Genomic DNA, 18,272 nt, shown 5'->3' on the forward strand with positions numbered 1-18,272 from the left:
ATCTTTACCCGGCCGCCCGTTGACCCGACAGGCTTACTTCGCCGTATTTCCGTGCATCCCCCCAATTTTTTTCCTGCGTTTGCCGCGGGCAATATTTTTTTTCGCCCAAAAATTAGGAAAACTTAAAAATTCTCGCTTAATTTGTCAATATGTAGTACATATTGTACATATAGTTTTCCAGGATCTCATTTCAATCAATCCACGGTTATGAGTTTAAGCATGTATTTCCTGCTTACGGGATTTTTATTGCCATCCTTTTTTAACAAAGATACCTTACCGGTGCTGGATCTATCCCCGGATACCGCCCGGCAGGTGATGGTGGCGCAGGGTACGAAAGATATTTATAACGGGCAGCCCACCACCGCTTTAATGCCGGACGGGAAAACCATTTACTGCGTATGGACCTACGGTCATGGCGGCAAATGCGGCCCTCTTAAAAAAAGCAGCGACGGCGGCCGTACCTGGAATAACCAGCCGGTGCCTTCCAACTGGATCACCGCTGCGAATTGTCCTGCCATTTACCTGCTGCCCGATCCTTCAGGCAAACAACGCCTGATCGTATTCGCCGGAAGCGGCCCTGATAAAAACATGCAGCAGGCCCTATTCGACGGCGAAAACTGGAGCACCATGAAAGGCAATGGCCTCGGGCCCGTCGGCATGCCGTTCTGCACGATCGTTCCTATTGACGGCGGTAAACGGTTGCTGGGCATGACCAACAGGAGAAGGCCCGGCGAAACGGTCGAAAAAAAATCATGCATCCTCGTACAAAGTATTTCCAACGATGGCGGGCTTACCTGGGAACCGTTGCGCACCATCCTGGACACTGCCGGCCTGAAACCCTGCGAGCCGGAGATCGTGAGGTCCCCTTCCGGGAAACAACTGCTGTGCCTGATAAGGGAGAACGTAAAAAAAGTATCGCTCTGCATGGTCAGCAACGACGAAGGCGCAACATGGTCCGCGCCGAAACCGTTGCCCGAGCCGCTGTGGGGCGACCGGCACAAGGCGAAGTATACGGCAGACGGAAGGCTGGTGATCGTTTTCAGGGACACCGGCCCGAACAGCGCCACTAAAAACGCATACATGGCCTGGGTGGGCACTTACGACGATATCGTCAACGGAAAGCCAGGGCAGTACCGTATAAAATTATTGCACAGCTATAAAACCTGGGATTGCGGGTATAGCGGCATCGAGTTGCTGCCAGACCAGACGTTGGTAGCAACTACCTATATCAAATACCGGCCCGGGGAAAACAAAAATTCGGTGGTCAGCACACGGTTCAACCTCCGGGAAACAGACATGATGATGATGACCGCCAGGTCGCAACAGTAAAAACTTCACGACATGAAAAAGAGCATCTTCTCCACGTTACTCGCTTTATGCGTACTGCATGCGCTCACCATCCGCGCGCAGGTAAAAACACAGACCGTTACCGGCACCGTCTCCGCCGTAAACGGTGAAAAACTTCCGGGCGCAAGCCTCATGGAAAAAGGAACCGGCAATGCCGGCAAATCGGATTCGGCGGGAAATTTCAGGATCAACGTCAGCAGTCTCAACAGCACGCTGATTGTGTCTTTCGTCGGCTACAAAACAATGGAGGTAAACCTTGCGGGCCGGTCGAAAGTAGACGTCCTCATGGAGATCTCCTCTTCTTCCGTGCAGGAAGTAGTGGTAGTGGGATATGGCACGCAGCAGCGCAAAGACATTACCGGCTCCATCGCTTCCATTTCCTCGGCCACCATCAAAAATCAGCCCGCAGCCAGCGTCGATCAGCTGATACAGGGCAGAGCGGCTGGCGTTGATGTATCGCAAGCCTCCGGCGCGCCGGGAGGCAGGCTCAATATCAGGATCAGGGGCGCCAGCTCGCTGAACGCGGGCAACGAACCGCTTTTTGTGATCGACGATGTGCCGGTATACAACAACAGCAAAGATCCCTCGGGTACTTCTTACGGAACTTTTACGCCCACCAACGCGCTGGCTTCCCTCAACCCGAACGATATCGAATCCATACAGGTGCTGAAAGACGCTTCCGCCACGGCCATCTACGGCTCCAGGGGCTCTAACGGCGTTATTATCATCACCACCAAAAGAGGAACGGGCAATAAAATGACCGTGGATTATAACGGATATTACGGCGTGCAGACCGTTGCCAATAAACTGGACCTGATGAACGGCCAGCAGCACGCGGAATACCTGAACGACTGGGCGCAGTCGCGGAACCTGCCCGCGCCGTTTGCCGACCCCGCCGCCATCGGTAAAGGCACCGACTGGCAGGACGAGCTGTTCAGGCCTGCCGCTATCCAGAACCACCAGGTTTCATTGTCGAGCGCAAAAAACAACCTGAAATATTTTGTGTCCGCCAACTATTTCAACCAGGACGGTATCGTGATCAACTCCAACCTGAAACGTTATTCCTTCAGGGTAAACGCCGATGCCAGGCTGAGCGAAAAGATCCGGTTTTCGCAATCCCTGTCTTATTCCCGCACGGTCAACCGATCGGTGCCCACCAGCGGCGCGGGAAGCGGCAACATCCGTTCCGTCGGCGAAAAGATCTATGCCACTTCGCCCACCGTTCCCGTGTTTGACGAAAACGGCGATTATGTAGATTACTGGTACAACGCCGCAAAAGCGGAAAGCCCGGTGGCTTCGTTGCTTACCATCCAGAACAAACTGCAGGGCGATAACCTGCTCGGCAATGTGTCGCTGGAATACAAACCGCTGGAAAATCTCACCTTCAAATCCTTGCTGGGCATCAATCTCGTAAACCGCAACAACCAGGAATATTATCCCAGGGCCACCACCTACATCGGCGGATTGCTCGGCGGGCTGGGCATGATCGGCGAAAGGAAAGTGACCAATGTGCTGAATGAAAATACCGTGCGATACACGAAGATCTTCAAAGAAAAACATAACGTGGAACTGCTCGGCGGCTTCACCTGGCAGAGGGAACAAGATTTCAGCGCCACCGCAGAACCTTCCGGTTTTGCGGACGACCGGCTGGGCGTAAACTCGATCGGGAGCGCCACCGGTTCCAAGATCCTCAATTCCTCGCTCACCGAATGGAGCATGGCTTCTTTCCTGGGAAGGGCCAATTACCAGTTCGATGATAAATATTTGCTGACAGTGTCTTTCAGGGCAGACGGCTCTTCAAAATTCGGCGCGGCGAACAAATGGGGATATTTCCCCTCAATGGCCGTGGGATACCGTTTGTCTGAAGAAACATTTATGAAGGACCTGAAATTCCTTTCGGACCTGAAGATCAGGGGTAGCTACGGCCTTACGGGCAACCAGGAGATCGGCAGCTATCAATCTCTCGCCACGCTCACAACTTCCAATTCCTATATTTTCGACAACAAGCTCGTTTCCGCCGCACGCCATACGAGACTGGCCAACGGCGAATTAAAATGGGAAAAAACAGCGCAGTGGGACGTTGGCTTGGACCTCGCGTTTTTTGACAACCGCCTTCGGCTCACCGCGGATTATTATAAAAAAGATACCCGCGACCTGTTGTTCACCATCGATATTCCCGGGTATTCCGGCTACAGCAGCGCGTTGTACAATACGGGCGGAGTGGAGAACAAAGGTTTCGAGCTGAACCTTGGCGGCGACATTTTCACCGGCGATTTCACCTGGACGGCCGATGTGAATTTCGCGCGCAACAAATCGAAGATCACTTCGCTGGGCCGCGCCACGTCTACCACTTTGTTCGTGGGTTACCCTCCGGGAAATTATCTCGGGTATGTGTATGAAGGCGTATTCCACAACCAGGCCGAGATCGACGCGCAAACCGCGCAAACGAACGTTAAACCGGGAGACGCGAGATATAAGGACGTGAACCAGGACGGTTTCCTGAATGCGGACGACAGGATCGTGATGGGCAATTCCATCCCGGAATTTATTTACGGGCTCAACAGCTCTTTCGGGTATAAGAATTTCTCCCTCACCGTGTTCCTCCAGGGCGCTGCGGGCGCAGACCGCGTGGAAAATACCGGTCTTACCGATCCTTCCGATTCAGGGAATAAATCCGTGAGGCTGCTTAACCGCTGGTCCCCGAAAAACCCGGACAGCAACATTCCCAGGGCGGGCTACAGCAATGTGCTCACTTCGACGTACCAGCTGATGGACGCGTCTTACCTGAAAGTTCGCAACGTTCAGCTGAGTTATGCGATCCCTTCTTCGCTGCTGCCTGGGCTGGCGGGATCGAGCGTGTACGTGTCCGGGCAAAATCTCCTCACAAGCACGGATTATATCGGTTATGATCCCGATGGCGGCGGGGATTATCCTACCGCTACCACGATCATGTTCGGCGTAAACCTGAAGTTCTAAACAAAAACGAATTGAATCATGAAACATATTTTTCTTTTTGTGCTGGCCGGTGTGCTGTTTTCATCCTGCAGCAAATTTCTGGAAGAAGAGCCCAAGAGTTTCCTGGCGCCTGAAAATTATTACAAAACAGCGAACGATGCATTCATCGCGCTAACCGGCGCTTACGACGCGCTGGGCAGCAACAGCGAAACATTCATCGCCAGGAGGCTGCAATACATTACCTGGTTTGCGTCGGACGAAGCGCTTTCGCCCACGCTCACCGCGCAGAAACCGCTGGACGAATTCAGTTATGTGGCGGATAATGAGGATGTTTCCCGTGTCTGGAACAACATGTACGCCGCCATCAACGCGACAAATATCGTTCTCAACCGCGTGCCCGCCATCGAGATGGACGAGACGCTGAAAACGCAATATCTCGCCGAGGCGAAGTTTCTGCGGGCGCTCGATTATTTTTACGGCGTGAGGTTGTGGGGTGATCTGCCGCTGGTGACTATCGAAGTAACCGCGCTCAGCCAGGTGGATATCGCAAGATCACCCGTGGCGGATGTGTACGACCTGATCATTTCCGATCTCGAATATGCATCGGAGCACCTTGCGCCCGTTAACCAGAACGGCAGGGCCAGGAAAGGCGCTGCGAAAGCTTTGCTGGCAAAAGTTTATCTTACGAGAGCGTCGTCGGTTGCCGCACAGGCCGGCGACTATCAGAAATGCGCGGACCTTTGCAGCGAGGTGCTCGCCATGCCGCAGCATGTGCTGCTGGCCGATTACGAAAAAGCGATCGGTTCGGAGGATGAGTTCAACCAGGAATCTTTATTCGAATGGCAGGGCGACCGTGCACTGATCTCTTCGGGCGAACATAGCATATTTGGATCTTTTTCCTTGCCGAGAGGAATGCTCGTGATCCCCGGACAGACTGCTTCCGATGGAGGCGGCATTGCTGCCGAAGTACAGTTTTTCAACAAATACCCGGATGACGATTACCGTAAAGAATGTACGTTTTATACATCCGGGCCTGACAAGAACGGGAACACGGTTACCTGGCAGCAGCTCGCAGTGCCTTATCCCAGTCCCGCGAAAAAATATATCAATAAAAACGGCGCCACCCGCGATATCTCCTCTTTCTCCGGGAACTTTACCGTGCTGAGGCTGGCAGATGTGTACCTGATGCGGGCTGAAGCGCTGAATGAAGTTTCAGGCCCAACAACCGAAGCTTACGCCATGATCAACGCGATCAGGAAAAGAGCGAGGAACAGGGACGGCGTGAATCCTTCGGCTACGCCTGCAGACCTGGGAGGTTTGTCAAAAGAAACTTTCCGCGACGCCGTACTGAATGAAAGAGCTATTGAGCTTGGGTTTGAAGGCCACCGATGGTTCGACCTGGTAAGAACGAAACGCCTCGTGCAAACGATCAAGGCCGTTCATCCTGAATACCCCGTTACAGACAAGCACCTGCTTTTCCCGATACCGGCAAATGAAATTCAACTCAATTCAAAGATCAAACAGAACCCGGAATGGTAAATATCAAAAGGATCATCACGGCAGCGCTGCTATTGTGCGCGGTATTCGCAAAAGGGCAGGACGCTCCGCAGCGTACGGTGCTGTGGCAGGCGAACGAGGATACTATCCTCGCGCATTTCGTGTATGGGCTGGCCGTTACCGATAAAGGGACCATCCTGGCACTGGCGGAAGCGCGCATCTCCGCCAAAGACGATGGCGCTCATCACATCGCGTTAAGGCGCAGTACAGACGGAGGGAACACCTTTTCACCGTCGAAGCTGCTCCTCATCAGCACCAACGGCCAATGCTGGGGGAATCCGACGATCGTGCAGGACCGTAAAACGAAAGAACTGTTTCTTTTTTATGCGCTGAATCATCATAACGACAGTTCGCAGGTTTTTTTCATGACAAGTAAAGATGATGGATTAACCTGGTCCGGTGCAACGGAGATTACCCGTCTTTTCGACGGAAGCCCGCATGGATGGACGTTTCATCTTCCCGGCCCCGGCCACGGCATTCAGCTGAAAAACAACCGGCTGATGGTGCAGGTATGGCACAGGAGATCCATTTCCTTCGTTGCCGCGGAAAGAAAATACGGCGTGAATTGCATTTACAGCGACGATCACGGCAAAACCTGGAAACTTGGCGGCGATACGCCCGTAGGAGAATTTAACGAATCGCAGATCGTGGAAAAAAAGAATGGCGATGTGCTGATGGTTGCGCGAACGATCACTTCGCAGGGCGGCTCGTTCCAGGCCAGGGCAATCAGTAAGGATAAAGGCGCCAGCTGGTCGTCTCCCATCGAATACGACAAAGGGCTTACCGGCACCGTCTGCGATATCGGCCTCACGCGTTATTCGCTCAAACCCAACATCCTGCTTGTTTCGCAGCCGGCTTATCCCAATAAAAGGAGAGACCTGACCATCCGTTTAAGCCGGGATGAAGGAAAAACCTGGCCGGTGAGCAAGCTGCTCCAGGAAGGTAGCGCCACTTATTCGGACCTGGCCGTGCTGCCGGATAAAAGTATCATTTGTTTATACGGTCACGGCGGGGGGACACATATGCCCGATACCGTTTCACTCGTGCGGTTCAGCTTACAATGGCTGATGGATAATTCAAAATAATATGCGGAGACATCTGGAAAAATATATTCTATTACTGTGTGTGGCCTCAATGATGATCATTCCGACAATGGCAGCGGCGCAGGGATTATCATGGGACAAGTCCGGCGACCTGCCGGTGAAGGAAGGGCTTAGCCATGCCCTTGCAGGCGTCAGCAATGGCGCGCTGATCGTTGCCGGCGGAAATAATTTTAGCGGCCCTATTGCAGCTGGCGGGCAAAAGATCGTGTACGACCGGATCTATGTAACAAAAGATCATCACACGAAAGAATGGATAGAAGCGGGGCGTTTGCCCGTGCCCGTAACAAATGCCGGCGTAGTGAGCCTCAACGGGGGGGTGCTGGTGTTGGGCGGAACCGATGGCAAAACAAGATCGGATAAAGTTTTTTTAATAAGCTGGGACCCTGCGTCGGAGAAGATTAGTATCGATACGGCGTTTCCGCGTCTTCCCAGGCCATTGTCTTCCCCTTCCGCCGCGAAGATCGGTCATCACATTTACGTTGCAGGAGGGCAGGATGAAAATGACCGTCCGCAGCAGGTTTTCTGGAAGCTGGACCTTTCGCCTGAAGGCGGCGGGCAATGGCAGCCGCTGGACGTTTGGCCCGGCGCTGCAAGATTCGGCGCGGCGATGACGGCCCAGGGCAACGGGGAATACGACTGCCTGTATTTCTTCGGCGGCAAAGGCGCAGCTGGTTATTTGAAAGACGCATTTTCCTACGATCCGCGCCGCAACAAATGGAAACCCATCGCAGCGTTGCCGAGAGCGGCATTTTATAGTCCGGTTGTTCCGCTGGGCCAAACGCATGCGCTGCTGTTCAGCGGGTCAGACGGGCATGATGCGGAGAAAGCGGTTGAGCTGGGCGATAATTATCATATGACGAAAGAAGTGCTGGCTTATCATACCATTACCAATACCTGGACGGTATTCAGCAATATGCCCGCAGGCGTGGCCGGCGCGGCCGTGGTGAACTGGAACAACAAACTGCTGGTGGTGGGGGGGGAACTGCGTCCCGGCGTGCGCACCAGCCAGGTACAGGCGGCCACGCTGCAAACCACTCAGCAAAAAAGCAAATTCGGCTGGATAGATTACACCACCCTGGTGCTTTACCTGGCCGGGCTTGGCCTGATGAGCTTTTATTTTTCGAAGAAAAAGCAGGCTTCCGGCGACTACCTGCTGGGAAGCAAAAATATTCCTTACTGGGCTGCGGGCATCAGCATCATGGCCACACAGGTAAGCGCCATCGGGTTTATGAGCATACCTGCGAAGGCGTACGCCGTTAACTGGGCCTACTTCGCCGGCGTATTCACCTGGTTTGTCGCGGTGCCGATCGTAACGCGAGCATATATTCCTTTTATCAGAAAGCTCAATGTAGCCAGTGCTTATCAATATCTCGAAGAACGTTTTAATTCCGGCGCGCGTCTTTTCGCCGCATCGGTGTTCGTACTGTTTCAGCTGGCGCGCATGGGGCTAGTGCTGTACCTGCCGGCGCTGGCGCTTTCAGCGGTTACGCCGCTGGATACCGTTACCTGCATTCTGATCATGGGTGTGCTGAGCACCGTATATACGGTGGTTGGCGGCATAGAAGCGGTGATCTGGATCGAAGTGGCGCAGGCCGTGCTGCTGTTCGGCGGCGCGCTTGTGTGTATCGTATTGGCTGTTGCCGGTTTGAAGGGCGGGATAGGCGACTTTTTTACACAGGGCATTGCGGACCACAAATTCAGCCTGGGAGCGTTGAACTGGGATTTTACCTCTTCATCGCTGCTGGTGATCCTGGTCGGGAATATATTTATCCGTTTGGGCAACCTCACCAGCGACCAGGCGGTGGTGCAGCGGTATATGACCACGCCAAGCCTGCAGCAGGCGCGAAGAAGCGTGTGGGCGGACGTAGCGGTTTCCGTGCCATGGGCGATCGTGATATATGGCCTGGGAACGGCGCTGTATGTTTATTACAAACAGAACCCCAGCCAGCTTAATCCTGCCATCGCTTCAGACGGCATTCTCCCGATGTTCATCGCGCAGCGCGCGCCGGTTGGGCTCAGCGGGCTTATCATCGCGGCCATCTTCGCGGCGTCTATGTCTACGCTCGAAGGTTCCATTCACAGCGTCGCCACCATTTTTACGACGGATTTCTACGGGAGGTATAAAAAAGATATCACGCAAAAACATACCGGCAGGGTCGCAAAGATCGCTACCGTGGTACTGGGAGTTTTTGCTACAGGTCTTTCATTGATACTGGTGTTTATGGATGTCAATTCTATCCTGGATGTATTCCAGGAGATCACCGGTCTTTTTATCGGGGCTTCAGCGGCGTTGTTCATGCTGGGCATTTTCACGCGGAGAGCGAATGCCACCGGCGCATTGATCGGGGCGGTGAGCAGCGGGCTGATCCTTTATCTGGTGAAAACAATGACCCCGCTCAGCTTCTGGCTGTACAGCGCTATCGGTTTCCTGAGCTGCTGCATCATCGGTTATCTCGCCAGCTGCCTCTTCCCCGGGAAAAAGGGGCTGCAGGGACTAACCTGGTATTCCATCAACGATCATCTAAAAGAAAAAGAAAAATAAATATATGCAACAAGTTATTGCACTGGACACGGGTTTAAGCAAATACCAGCCATTAGGGAAGATCATATGTTATGATGATTTCGACAAAGGGCTCAACGGCTGGATGGACCTGCATCCCAATTATGTAGGGAAAGATTTTAACACGCTCCGGTACAGCCATGTGGATAAAACGCAATGGGGCCCGCTGATGCTCAGCAGCGCGAGTTTCAGGCTGGCGGGAACGCATGGTTCGATGAACGGGACCTATTCCCTGAAATTGTCCACGCGGCCTGCAGCAAACCCCTACACGGAAGCGCCCGCTCCAGGCAGTCTTTCACACGGCATCAAACGCCTCACCACGCATCTCCCCAGGGGATTGCGCCAGTACGAAATGTGGTATGCCTACACGCCCGAACAGGACCGCCAGGGACTGAGCGAACAGGCCATGCGCGCATTCGGCGTTTTCTTCGACGTGCAGGACGATGAATACCGCTACTTTATCGGGGCGCGGTACCTGAACGCGGTAAACGGTGAAATGGTGCGCCGCTGGCAGATCTTCAAAGCGAAAGAGGTGACCGATACGGAATGGGCGTATGGCGTGGAAGACGACTGGTGCAAAATGGGCATCGACGCCATGTGGTACGGCAACCGCTACCCGGACGGCTCCACCGACGGTTTTGAATTCATCCCCGACGGTTACCAGGACCTCTGCTACAACGAAAGCGACGACAAGATCAACTGGAGTTATCTCAGGCTGCTGATAGACACAAAAAAAAGAGAGTACGTAGAACTGCAGTCCGGCGACAGGATATTTGACCTCAGGGGAATGAAACCTACGCTCACCGCGCCTTATGCGAGAATAAAAGGTTTGTTTAACCCAAGCATGTGGGTGGAGAACGATACGGACAGGCGCGTGTTTTTTTATGCGGATTCCGTGGTTATTTCCGCTGAATAATTTTTAATAAGAGACCGATAGTTGATATGAGACATTTTCAAGCATCTGCGGTAGAACGCAGAAAACATTTTACAGGCACTGTCAGTTCGCATCCCATGGAAGCAGGATGGGCGGGGGAAGCGATATTTTTCCTGATAGTGGAAGAACTGACAGGCAAAAACGCTTCGGTGAACGCCTATGTGGAAATTTCACCGGATGGCATTAACTGGATTCCGGAAGGCGCCGTTTTCCCGGTGATAGACAAACCCGGTTATTATTTCTGCAAGGTTTCCCATTTCGGCAACTGGCTGCGGATAAACGGCGTGATAACAGACGGCGCTGAAATAAAAGCCTCCGTTCATTTACACCTTAAATCATAACGCATGCGGAAAGCCGGAATATTATTTTTTATAACCGCGTTAGTGCCGCTGTGGAGCTTTTCGCCCGGGCACAAATGGATCAGGTTGTTCGATGGCGCCTCCACAGCGCACTGGCGCGGATATAAGAAAAACTATCTCCCCGGAGAATGGAAGGTCGAAGACGGAACGCTGACGCTTACGAAAAAAGGAGGCGGGTACATCGTGACCAAAGAGGAGTATGAGAATTTCGATCTGCGGCTGGACTGGAAGATTTCGGAAGGCGGGAACAGCGGCGTGCTTTTTCATGTCTCCGAAGATTCTTTGTACAAATACGTTTTCGAAACCGGCCCGGAGGTACAGATACTGGACGACGAACGGCACCCTGACGCCAAAAAAGGAGCGGAAGGAACGCACAAAGCCGGGGCGAACTACGACCTGATGGCGCCGCTCGCCAATGCGGTAAAACCCGCGGGCGAATGGAACCGTTTCAGGTTAAAAGTAAAAAACGGCCACGTGCAGCACTGGCTGAACGGCAAAAAAGTGCAGGACTACCGGATCGGCAGCGACAGCTGGCAAAAACTGGTAGACAAAAGCAAATTCGCCGTTATGCGGCAATATGGAAAATTCCGGTCGGGGCACATTTCCCTGCAGGACCATGGCGATAGGGTCTGGTTCAGGAATATCAGGATACGGAGATTGTAATGATTCATAACAATGGAATTAATGATGACTGGAAGATGTTCCGGTTTCCCGGAACATTCACTTACAATGGGCTGCTTCTTAATGCAGCCCATTTTTGTTCCCGGTATATTCCTTTTTTACGGATGGAATTTCTACAATGGCAGACCGGTCAGGATTACCATCGTGTTGTCGGGGAGCGAGACGACGGCTTCTGGCACAAATTATGCGCATCAAACCCCGTTAACGACCGTAGCATATGGAAAATCGCATCCCCATCTCCATTCTCGACAACGACTTCTACAAATTCACCATGCAGCAGGGCGTGATACGCCTGTTTCCATACGCAAAGGCCCGTTACCGGTTCATCAACCGGGGCCGCCATTCCTTTCCGCCGGGTTTTGCGGAAAAGCTGCGCGGTGCGGTGGGTGAAATGCGGTTGTTGGCGCTGACGCGCGGCGAAAAACAATATTTACGCATCGCCTGTCCCTACCTGGACCCGCTCTACCTCGATTTTCTCGAAGGTTACCGTTACGATCCCAATGAGGTGGTTATTACGCAACATGGCGGCCAGCTGGAAGTACATGTGGAAGGCCCATGGTACCGCACCATTTTATGGGAAGTGCCGCTGATGTTCCTCATCTGCGAATTGTATTACCGGCAAGGCCAGCCGGCGCGGATCAGCGACGAAGAGGTGATGGCGCGCACTGCCGCGAAAGCCGGGAGCTTCAGCGAACTGGGCGTAACCGTGGCGGAATTCGGTACCCGGCGCAGGTTTTCCTACGAAGTGCACCGCCTCGTGTTGCAGGCGCTCCGTGCCAATGGCGGCGCGGCTTTCGTGGGCACCAGCAACGTACACCTGGCGATGGAATACGGTACAAAACCTATCGGCACGCATGCGCATGAATGGTTTATGTTCCATGCCGCCCGTTACGGCTTTAAAATGGCCAACGCGATGGGGCTGGAACATTGGGTGCAGGTGTATCGCGGCGATCTCGGCATCGCCCTGGCGGATACTTACACAACAGACGTTTTTCTCCGCCAGTTCGATAAAATGTTCTCCAAGCTGTTCGACGGCGTGCGCCACGACAGCGGCGATCCCGTCGTGTTTGCGCAAAAAGTGATCGAACATTACAAAAGCATGGGCATCGACCCGCTTTCCAAAACGATCATTTTTTCAGATGCGCTGAATTATGATAAAGTAGCGCGGATAACGGAGTATTGCAGGGGCAGGATCAACATGTCGTTCGGCATCGGCACCAATCTCACCAACGACGCCGGCCCGCCGGCGCTGAACATCGTCATAAAAATGACGGAAGCCTCCGCCCAGGGAGAAGCCTGGGCGCCGGTCGTAAAATTGTCCGACGAACACGGCAAATATACCGGCGACGAACAAACGATCTCATTGGCAAAATCGAGCCTGGGCATTACCGATAACCCTTAAAAGTTTGAAAGATGACAGCAGATCAATTACCATGGTGGCAAACCGGGATCATCTACCAGGTGTACCCGCGATCGTTCCAGGACAGCAACGGCGACGGCATTGGTGATCTCAAAGGCGTGCTTCAGCGGCTGGATTATCTCCGGTGGCTGGGCATCGACGCCATCTGGCTTTCCCCCATTTTCCCTTCTCCCATGGCCGATTTTGGGTACGATGTCAGCGATTACGTTAACATACACCCGCTTTTCGGCGACCTGGAAGATTTTGAGGAATTGCTGCACGAAGTGCACGCCCGCGGCATGAAACTCCTGCTCGATCTGGTGCCCAACCATACCTCCAGCCTGCATCCCTGGTTCGTGGAATCCCGTTCCTCAAAAAACAATCCCAAACGCGACTGGTACATCTGGAAAGACGCCGGGCCTGAAGGCTACCCGCCCAACAACTGGCTGAGCGTGTTCGGCGGCAGCGCCTGGGAATGGGACGAACAAACGCAGCAATATTATTATCACGCATTCCTGAAAGAACAACCCGACCTTAACTGGCGGAACCCCGAAGTGCAGGAAGCGATGTTCGATGTGATGCGCTTCTGGCTGAATAAAGGCGTGGACGGCTTCAGGGTGGACGTGCTCTGGTTCATTTTTAAAGATGAACAATTAAGGGACAATCCGCCCAACCCGGATTATACGCAGCATATGCCTGCATACGACCAGCTGTTGCCGGTGTATTCCACAGACCGGCCGGAGGTGCAAGGCATTACCCGCCGCATGCGCGGCGTACTGGAAGAATACACGGGCGACCGCGTGCTGATCGCCGAAGTGTATCTCCCTATCAGGGAGCTGATGATGTATTACGGTGTAGACAACAAAGGCGCGCACCTGCCTTTTAATTTCCTGTTGCTTTCGCTGCCCTGGGACGCCCTGCAGATCGCCGCCGCCATCGACCATTACGAAGGCGCGCTGCCTTTGCAAAGCTGGCCCAACTGGGTGCTCAGCAACCACGACCGGCCGCGTATCGCCAGCCGTGCCGGTGCGGAGCAGGCGGGCGTTGCAGCCATGCTGCTGCTTACCTTGCGCGGCACGCCCACCGTTTATTACGGCGATGAGATCGGTATGCGCGATGTGGCGATTCCTTTCGAAGAGATACAGGACCCGCAGGGGCTCAATATGCCCGATAAAAATATGAGCCGCGACCCGGCGCGCACGCCCATGCAATGGGACGACGGCCCAAACGCGGGTTTCACCGGCGGGCGGCCATGGTTAAGGGTAGACGGCGATTATCCGCGCAGGAACGTGCAGCTGCAGAAAAAATATCCATGGTCGATGCTGAACCTTTACCGGCGCCTGATCGCACTGCGCAGGCAGGAACCGGCGCTGCACCGGGGGCATTACAAAACGGTTTATGCGGATACGCAGTTGCTGGCGTATACCAGGCATTCCGAAGGCAGCGACGTTTTCCTGGTGGTGCTGAACCTTACGCACAGGCCGGCGTATTTCAAACCGCAGGATTTTACGTTCGGCGGAACGGTGGAAATAGCCGTGTCGCGGGAAAGAGAAGGCAATAAAGTGTCCGGCATTATCAGCCTGAACGGCGACGAAGGATTGCTGGTCAGGCTTGATAAATGACCGGCGTATCAGGCAACGTCCGCGCAAAGTTTATACCTGCCCGGGCTGTAACCAAACTGTTTTTTGAATTCCGTGCAAAAACTGCTCACGTTATTGTACCCGATAAAAAAAGCGGCTTCCCCTACGGTGAAAGTTTTCTCCTGTAAAAGCATCCGTGCCTTTTGCAAACGGAGCCGGTGCACGTGGCCGAAAATGGTTGTTTGAAATAATTGTTTGTAACCTTTCTTTAATTTGAATTCATTCAACCCGAACTGGTAGGTGAGGTCTTTCAGGCTGAATGTTTCGAGATAGGCGTTTTCGATGTAATGTTTTACCGCGTGAAGTTTTTCGCGGTCCGCAGGCGTCCATTCATCTCCTTTTCGCCCGGCCGCCAGCTGTGCCTGTTCCATCTGCAGCACAAATAATTCCATCATCTTGCTTTCCAGGAAAAGATACCGGGTGCTGCCTGTAAACGGGCATTGCGTGATAGTCCCGATCACTTCCGCTATGCGCCCGCCGGACTGCAGCGCGCAATGGCTTGCCAGGAAAGTTTCTCCCCGTTGCACCGCATTCGCCAACTGCCCGATGCTGCGGTTTTCGTCGCTTTCAAACAATTCATGCAGAAAAGAAAGGTCATAGGTAATGGTCAGTGCATGAAAGCGCGGCGAACTGATAGTGTGTGTGCCGCCGAATTGGGAATTGTATTGAAGATTGTGATGATGTTTGTTGAATAACAAAGGCGCGGAAATATTATGGAACTGCGATTCGGCGCCGCCGTCGAGCAGAAATACCGATTCCGCCGTTTCTTTCGGTTCGTCGGAGAGCTGAAATGGCTGGCCGGAGTGAAGAGACAGCTCCGTGAGCTGCATGCCCGGCGTGGAAACCGACCGGATGGAGCCCGAAGCCAGGCCCGGTTCTTCGAAACAAAAATGCAGATCGGTATACCGTTCCGAAGCAAACAGCACTTTTTGTTCCGTTTTCCCGAAAATATCGTTCCAGTTAGCAAGATTGATTTTATCCATTTTTCAAAATTTATAATCCGTTTGCCTGAACAACCGGCGGGGGCTTTCGATGCAACTTTGCATAAAACTGGAATTTTTATGGAATCAATTCAAAGCAATGCGGTATGGACTGCGGAAAAAGCCGTACCAACCGTTAAAAAAAGAAAATGGTCTTTCCGGCTTTCGCTCGCCTTTTACCCGGTAGGTATTTTCAGGATCTGGCGCAGTAAAACCCGGGTATGGCTGAAGCTGGCGTACACCTTACTGGGCTTCCCGGTGTTCGTATTAACGGCCGGTTACCTGGCTATTGTATTTTTTGCCGCCTTTCTTCCCCCGCTGGACCGTACGGTCGGGCCTCGTACGGACAGGCGGATCGTGAACAGCGAAGGGAATTACGCGGCTACCTTCGTAAAGACCGGCGTGGAAACCGGCGGCGCTTATGAGCTGGTGGAAGTGGAGCTGGAGCCGTATGGGGGAAACGACTGGCATTATCACGCCAACTTCGAGGAATCGTTTACGGTGGTGGAAGGAGCGGTGCGTATCGGGCAGGATGGAAAGGAAATATTATTGAAAAAAGGCGCCTCGGCCTCGGCCGCCAAAAAGGAGCTTCATTATTTCAAAAACGCGAACGGTGAAAAATCCGTGCTTTTGGTGAAAATCACCCCTGCCGCCGGTCTTGAAAAAACGCTGCGGGTCGGTTATGGCCTGATCAACGACGGCAAGCTGCACAACGATATGACAGAGAATCCCTGGCACATGGTATTATTGCTGGCCTATTCCGAATCGTACCTGCCCGCCATGCCGCGTTGGTTCCAGGAGCCGCTGATTGGGGCGCTGGCAAAGATCGCGCAGTGGAGAGGGGAAGACAAAGCGCTTTACCAATATTTTAAATGACAGCCGGGGTGTTTAATCCCACAACGTTCCGTCCAGCCCCAGGATAGTTCCCATCCACAACCCGACGATATACACGATCACGCTCAGGATCACGACCAGTGCTTTTCTCCGGCCGCCCGCGCCAAACAGGTTCTGAATGAAATAAGAACATACGCCGCCCGCTGCGCCGGCCAGCGGCACTACGATCATAGGCCGTACTTTCCAGAAAGCGCCCCATTCCGGTCTGCCTTCAACGGGGAACAGGAAAATCGTGATCAGCACCAGCGCAATACCCGCGCCGATCAGCACGCGTTTGAGCAGGGATGGCCTGGGAAGGGAGGGACTGTTTTGATTTGACATCTTGGATCAGTTTAAAAGTGAAATGACTGCTTTGTAATACAAAGTTAATGAAAAGTACTTTGTAATTCAAAGTAAAAGAAAGGAAAAATTTTACGAGGCGGCAGTGCGTCTTTTGGGTGTGGAAGAGGGGTGTCCAAAAAAAATGAAACCAGGCGTTATTTCACCCACAGTTGAATATAATGCGCTATTGCCAGCGGCGCTGCGGTCAGTAGTTCCACCACAACCGCCACCAGCGGCAACAGTAAATAACTCCAGACCGGGAACCGCGATGCCCGCGGTTCTTTTGCCAGGAGCGTTTTAATGGCGGAAATAACTTCTTCCTTTTGCCCCCACAGCACCAGGAAGGTAAGGAACAGGTAAACAGGGATTCTGATGGTGAACGGCGTATTTAGCCCCATGAAAGTGATATCCCACATCAATATATTGATCCAGATCGGGATAGAGGCGAATGCGCCGATCAGCCGGGTGCGCGTCCAGAGCAGCAATACCGCGACGATGATCTGCGAAATGCCGATGAAAAGATTAAACGGCTCGTGTCCCGCCATATACCACGAAAGTCTGAACAGATCTATGTTTTTTAAAGGAAGCTCCATCGTTTCCGGCGTTACGTGGAACTGATCGCCTCTTAGTTTCGCATATCCGTAGCGCAGTAAAGTCCAGGCCAGCAGGCATCTTACGCCTAACAACACATATGAAAACAGGCGCTCGCGGGAGATTTTAACATCTTTCATCCTGTAAAGGGAAATAAAATTCAGGGGAAGATTTGTGTTTGCAGTTTAATTCTATTTTAAATGAAGGGCATACTTTTCATGATCATTTTGCCGCGACAGCCTTTTTTTTAATGTGTTCCTAGCTCTTTCATCGCCGGGGTTGAGCCCCAACGTATTCCTGTACAGGGCCATCGCTTCTTCTTTCAAACCCGGTACATCAATGTTTCCGCATAATTTCTGCCGGCATTGGGGCTTTTGGGGAAAAGCAGCGTGGTAAGCCCTACCAGGCTGCCGCCGTGGCATGCCACGAACTGGCCCGCGAAGTTTATCTCATTCACTTCCCAGCTAAGCGTGTAGGTCTTTTTCCCTTCGGTGAAAAAACGTTCGCCATTCGGAGCCTTACGGGCTGGTACATCGTTTTTACAAGCGCTGGCGGCAGCAGTTCCCGCTGCTGAGCGCTTTGCCGAACAGGAACATGTCCTGCAGTAGTGATAACGTTAGTGTCGCCATAATACCGCCCAGCGGGTAATCCATGCAGGAAAGAATTTCCGACGGATGCGCCGCGATGTAGCCTTTTTCGTACTGGTCCGCTTCGGTAATGTTTTCAATCCAGAATGAGGTTAATAAAACAAGGATACGACGATAGCGGAAAGGGGGCGTATAAATGTTGTGGATCAAGGATGGGGTGTGACGGATGGTCCGTTTAACAATTTAATCATGTATTATGTGAAAATACCATAACGATATAATAAAATAATATCAGAATGTGCTAAAATAATTGAAGATCTTTAGCGTATATTTCAATCGTTTGCATTTTTTAAGGGACTGAATA

Annotated in this window: 16 protein-coding genes; 11 read left to right on the plus strand and 5 right to left on the minus strand. The window is 52.8% G+C overall.

The features are described 5' to 3' along the window. The first annotated feature begins 207 nt into the window (after positions 1-207). From J7I43_RS20955 to J7I43_RS21000, 10 genes are all read left to right on the plus strand, one after another. Positions 208-1,329, plus strand: a complete 1,122-nt coding sequence (locus J7I43_RS20955; RefSeq protein WP_209147822.1) for a sialidase family protein — start codon at positions 208-210, stop codon at positions 1,327-1,329. 12 nt (positions 1,330-1,341) lie between these two features. After that, entirely contained in the window at positions 1,342-4,323 is a 2,982-nt protein-coding gene (locus J7I43_RS20960; protein ID WP_209147823.1) for a SusC/RagA family TonB-linked outer membrane protein, read from the plus strand. 18 nt (positions 4,324-4,341) lie between these two features. Further along, a complete protein-coding gene (locus tag J7I43_RS20965; protein ID WP_209147824.1) occupies positions 4,342-5,841 on the plus strand; it encodes a RagB/SusD family nutrient uptake outer membrane protein in 1,500 nt (499 codons plus the stop codon). Then, entirely contained in the window at positions 5,835-6,944 is a 1,110-nt protein-coding gene (locus J7I43_RS20970; protein ID WP_209147825.1) for a sialidase family protein, read from the plus strand. Before J7I43_RS20965 ends, J7I43_RS20970 begins: the two co-directional genes overlap by 7 nt. Positions 6,945-6,993: 49 nt before the next feature. Further along, the gene (locus tag J7I43_RS20975; RefSeq protein ID WP_209147826.1) at positions 6,994-9,504 is read left to right on the plus strand and encodes a sodium:solute symporter family transporter; all 2,511 of its coding nucleotides are present in this window, start codon (positions 6,994-6,996) and stop codon (positions 9,502-9,504) included. Positions 9,505-9,508: 4 nt separating this feature from the next. Beyond that, entirely contained in the window at positions 9,509-10,438 is a 930-nt protein-coding gene (locus J7I43_RS20980) for a DUF6772 family protein (RefSeq protein ID WP_209147827.1), read from the plus strand. 26 nt (positions 10,439-10,464) lie between these two features. Further along, on the plus strand, positions 10,465-10,797 hold the full coding sequence (locus J7I43_RS20985) for a hypothetical protein (RefSeq protein ID WP_209147828.1): 333 nt from the start codon (positions 10,465-10,467) through the stop codon (positions 10,795-10,797). A gap of 3 nt (positions 10,798-10,800) precedes the next feature. Beyond that, a complete protein-coding gene (locus tag J7I43_RS20990) occupies positions 10,801-11,478 on the plus strand; it encodes a 3-keto-disaccharide hydrolase (protein WP_209147829.1) in 678 nt (225 codons plus the stop codon). Positions 11,479-11,713: 235 nt separating this feature from the next. Beyond that, positions 11,714-12,898: a nicotinate phosphoribosyltransferase gene (pncB, locus tag J7I43_RS20995; RefSeq protein ID WP_209147830.1), complete on the plus strand. Its 1,185-nt coding sequence runs from the start codon at positions 11,714-11,716 to the stop codon at positions 12,896-12,898. A gap of 11 nt (positions 12,899-12,909) precedes the next feature. Next, positions 12,910-14,517 (plus strand): alpha-amylase family glycosyl hydrolase, encoded by a 1,608-nt coding sequence (locus J7I43_RS21000; RefSeq protein ID WP_209147831.1) that lies wholly within the window; start codon positions 12,910-12,912, stop codon positions 14,515-14,517. An 8-nt stretch (positions 14,518-14,525) separates the two neighbouring features. Here J7I43_RS21000 and J7I43_RS21005 read toward each other — a convergent pair whose 3' ends face one another. Next, a complete protein-coding gene (locus J7I43_RS21005) occupies positions 14,526-15,518 on the minus strand; it encodes a helix-turn-helix transcriptional regulator (RefSeq protein ID WP_209147832.1) in 993 nt (330 codons plus the stop codon). A 78-nt stretch (positions 15,519-15,596) separates the two neighbouring features. On the opposite strand from J7I43_RS21005, the gene J7I43_RS21010 reads away from it, so the two are divergent. Continuing rightward, positions 15,597-16,391 carry a cupin domain-containing protein gene (locus J7I43_RS21010; RefSeq protein ID WP_209147833.1) on the plus strand — a complete coding sequence of 265 codons (795 nt, stop codon included), beginning with the start codon at positions 15,597-15,599 and terminating at the stop codon, positions 16,389-16,391. A 12-nt stretch (positions 16,392-16,403) separates the two neighbouring features. Here the strand turns inward: J7I43_RS21010 and J7I43_RS21015 are convergent, their stop codons facing one another. The 4 genes from J7I43_RS21015 to J7I43_RS21025 all read right to left on the minus strand — a co-directional run bounded on the left by J7I43_RS21015 (position 16,404) and on the right by J7I43_RS21025 (position 18,118). Beyond that, on the minus strand, positions 16,404-16,730 hold the full coding sequence (locus J7I43_RS21015; protein ID WP_209147834.1) for a hypothetical protein: 327 nt from the start codon (positions 16,728-16,730) through the stop codon (positions 16,404-16,406). A 155-nt stretch (positions 16,731-16,885) separates the two neighbouring features. Then, the gene (locus J7I43_RS21020) at positions 16,886-17,461 is read right to left on the minus strand and encodes a hypothetical protein (protein WP_209147835.1); all 576 of its coding nucleotides are present in this window, start codon (positions 17,459-17,461) and stop codon (positions 16,886-16,888) included. Positions 17,462-17,643: 182 nt separating this feature from the next. Next, positions 17,644-17,778: a hypothetical protein gene (locus tag J7I43_RS24890; protein WP_262898815.1), complete on the minus strand. Its 135-nt coding sequence runs from the start codon at positions 17,776-17,778 to the stop codon at positions 17,644-17,646. Positions 17,779-17,860: 82 nt separating this feature from the next. Beyond that, positions 17,861-18,118 carry a hypothetical protein gene (locus J7I43_RS21025; RefSeq protein ID WP_209147836.1) on the minus strand — a complete coding sequence of 86 codons (258 nt, stop codon included), beginning with the start codon at positions 18,116-18,118 and terminating at the stop codon, positions 17,861-17,863. Between the last annotated feature and the right edge of the window lie 154 nt (positions 18,119-18,272).

It is taken from the genome of Chitinophaga chungangae, assembly GCF_017742215.1.
Classification (GTDB): domain Bacteria; phylum Bacteroidota; class Bacteroidia; order Chitinophagales; family Chitinophagaceae; genus Chitinophaga; species Chitinophaga chungangae.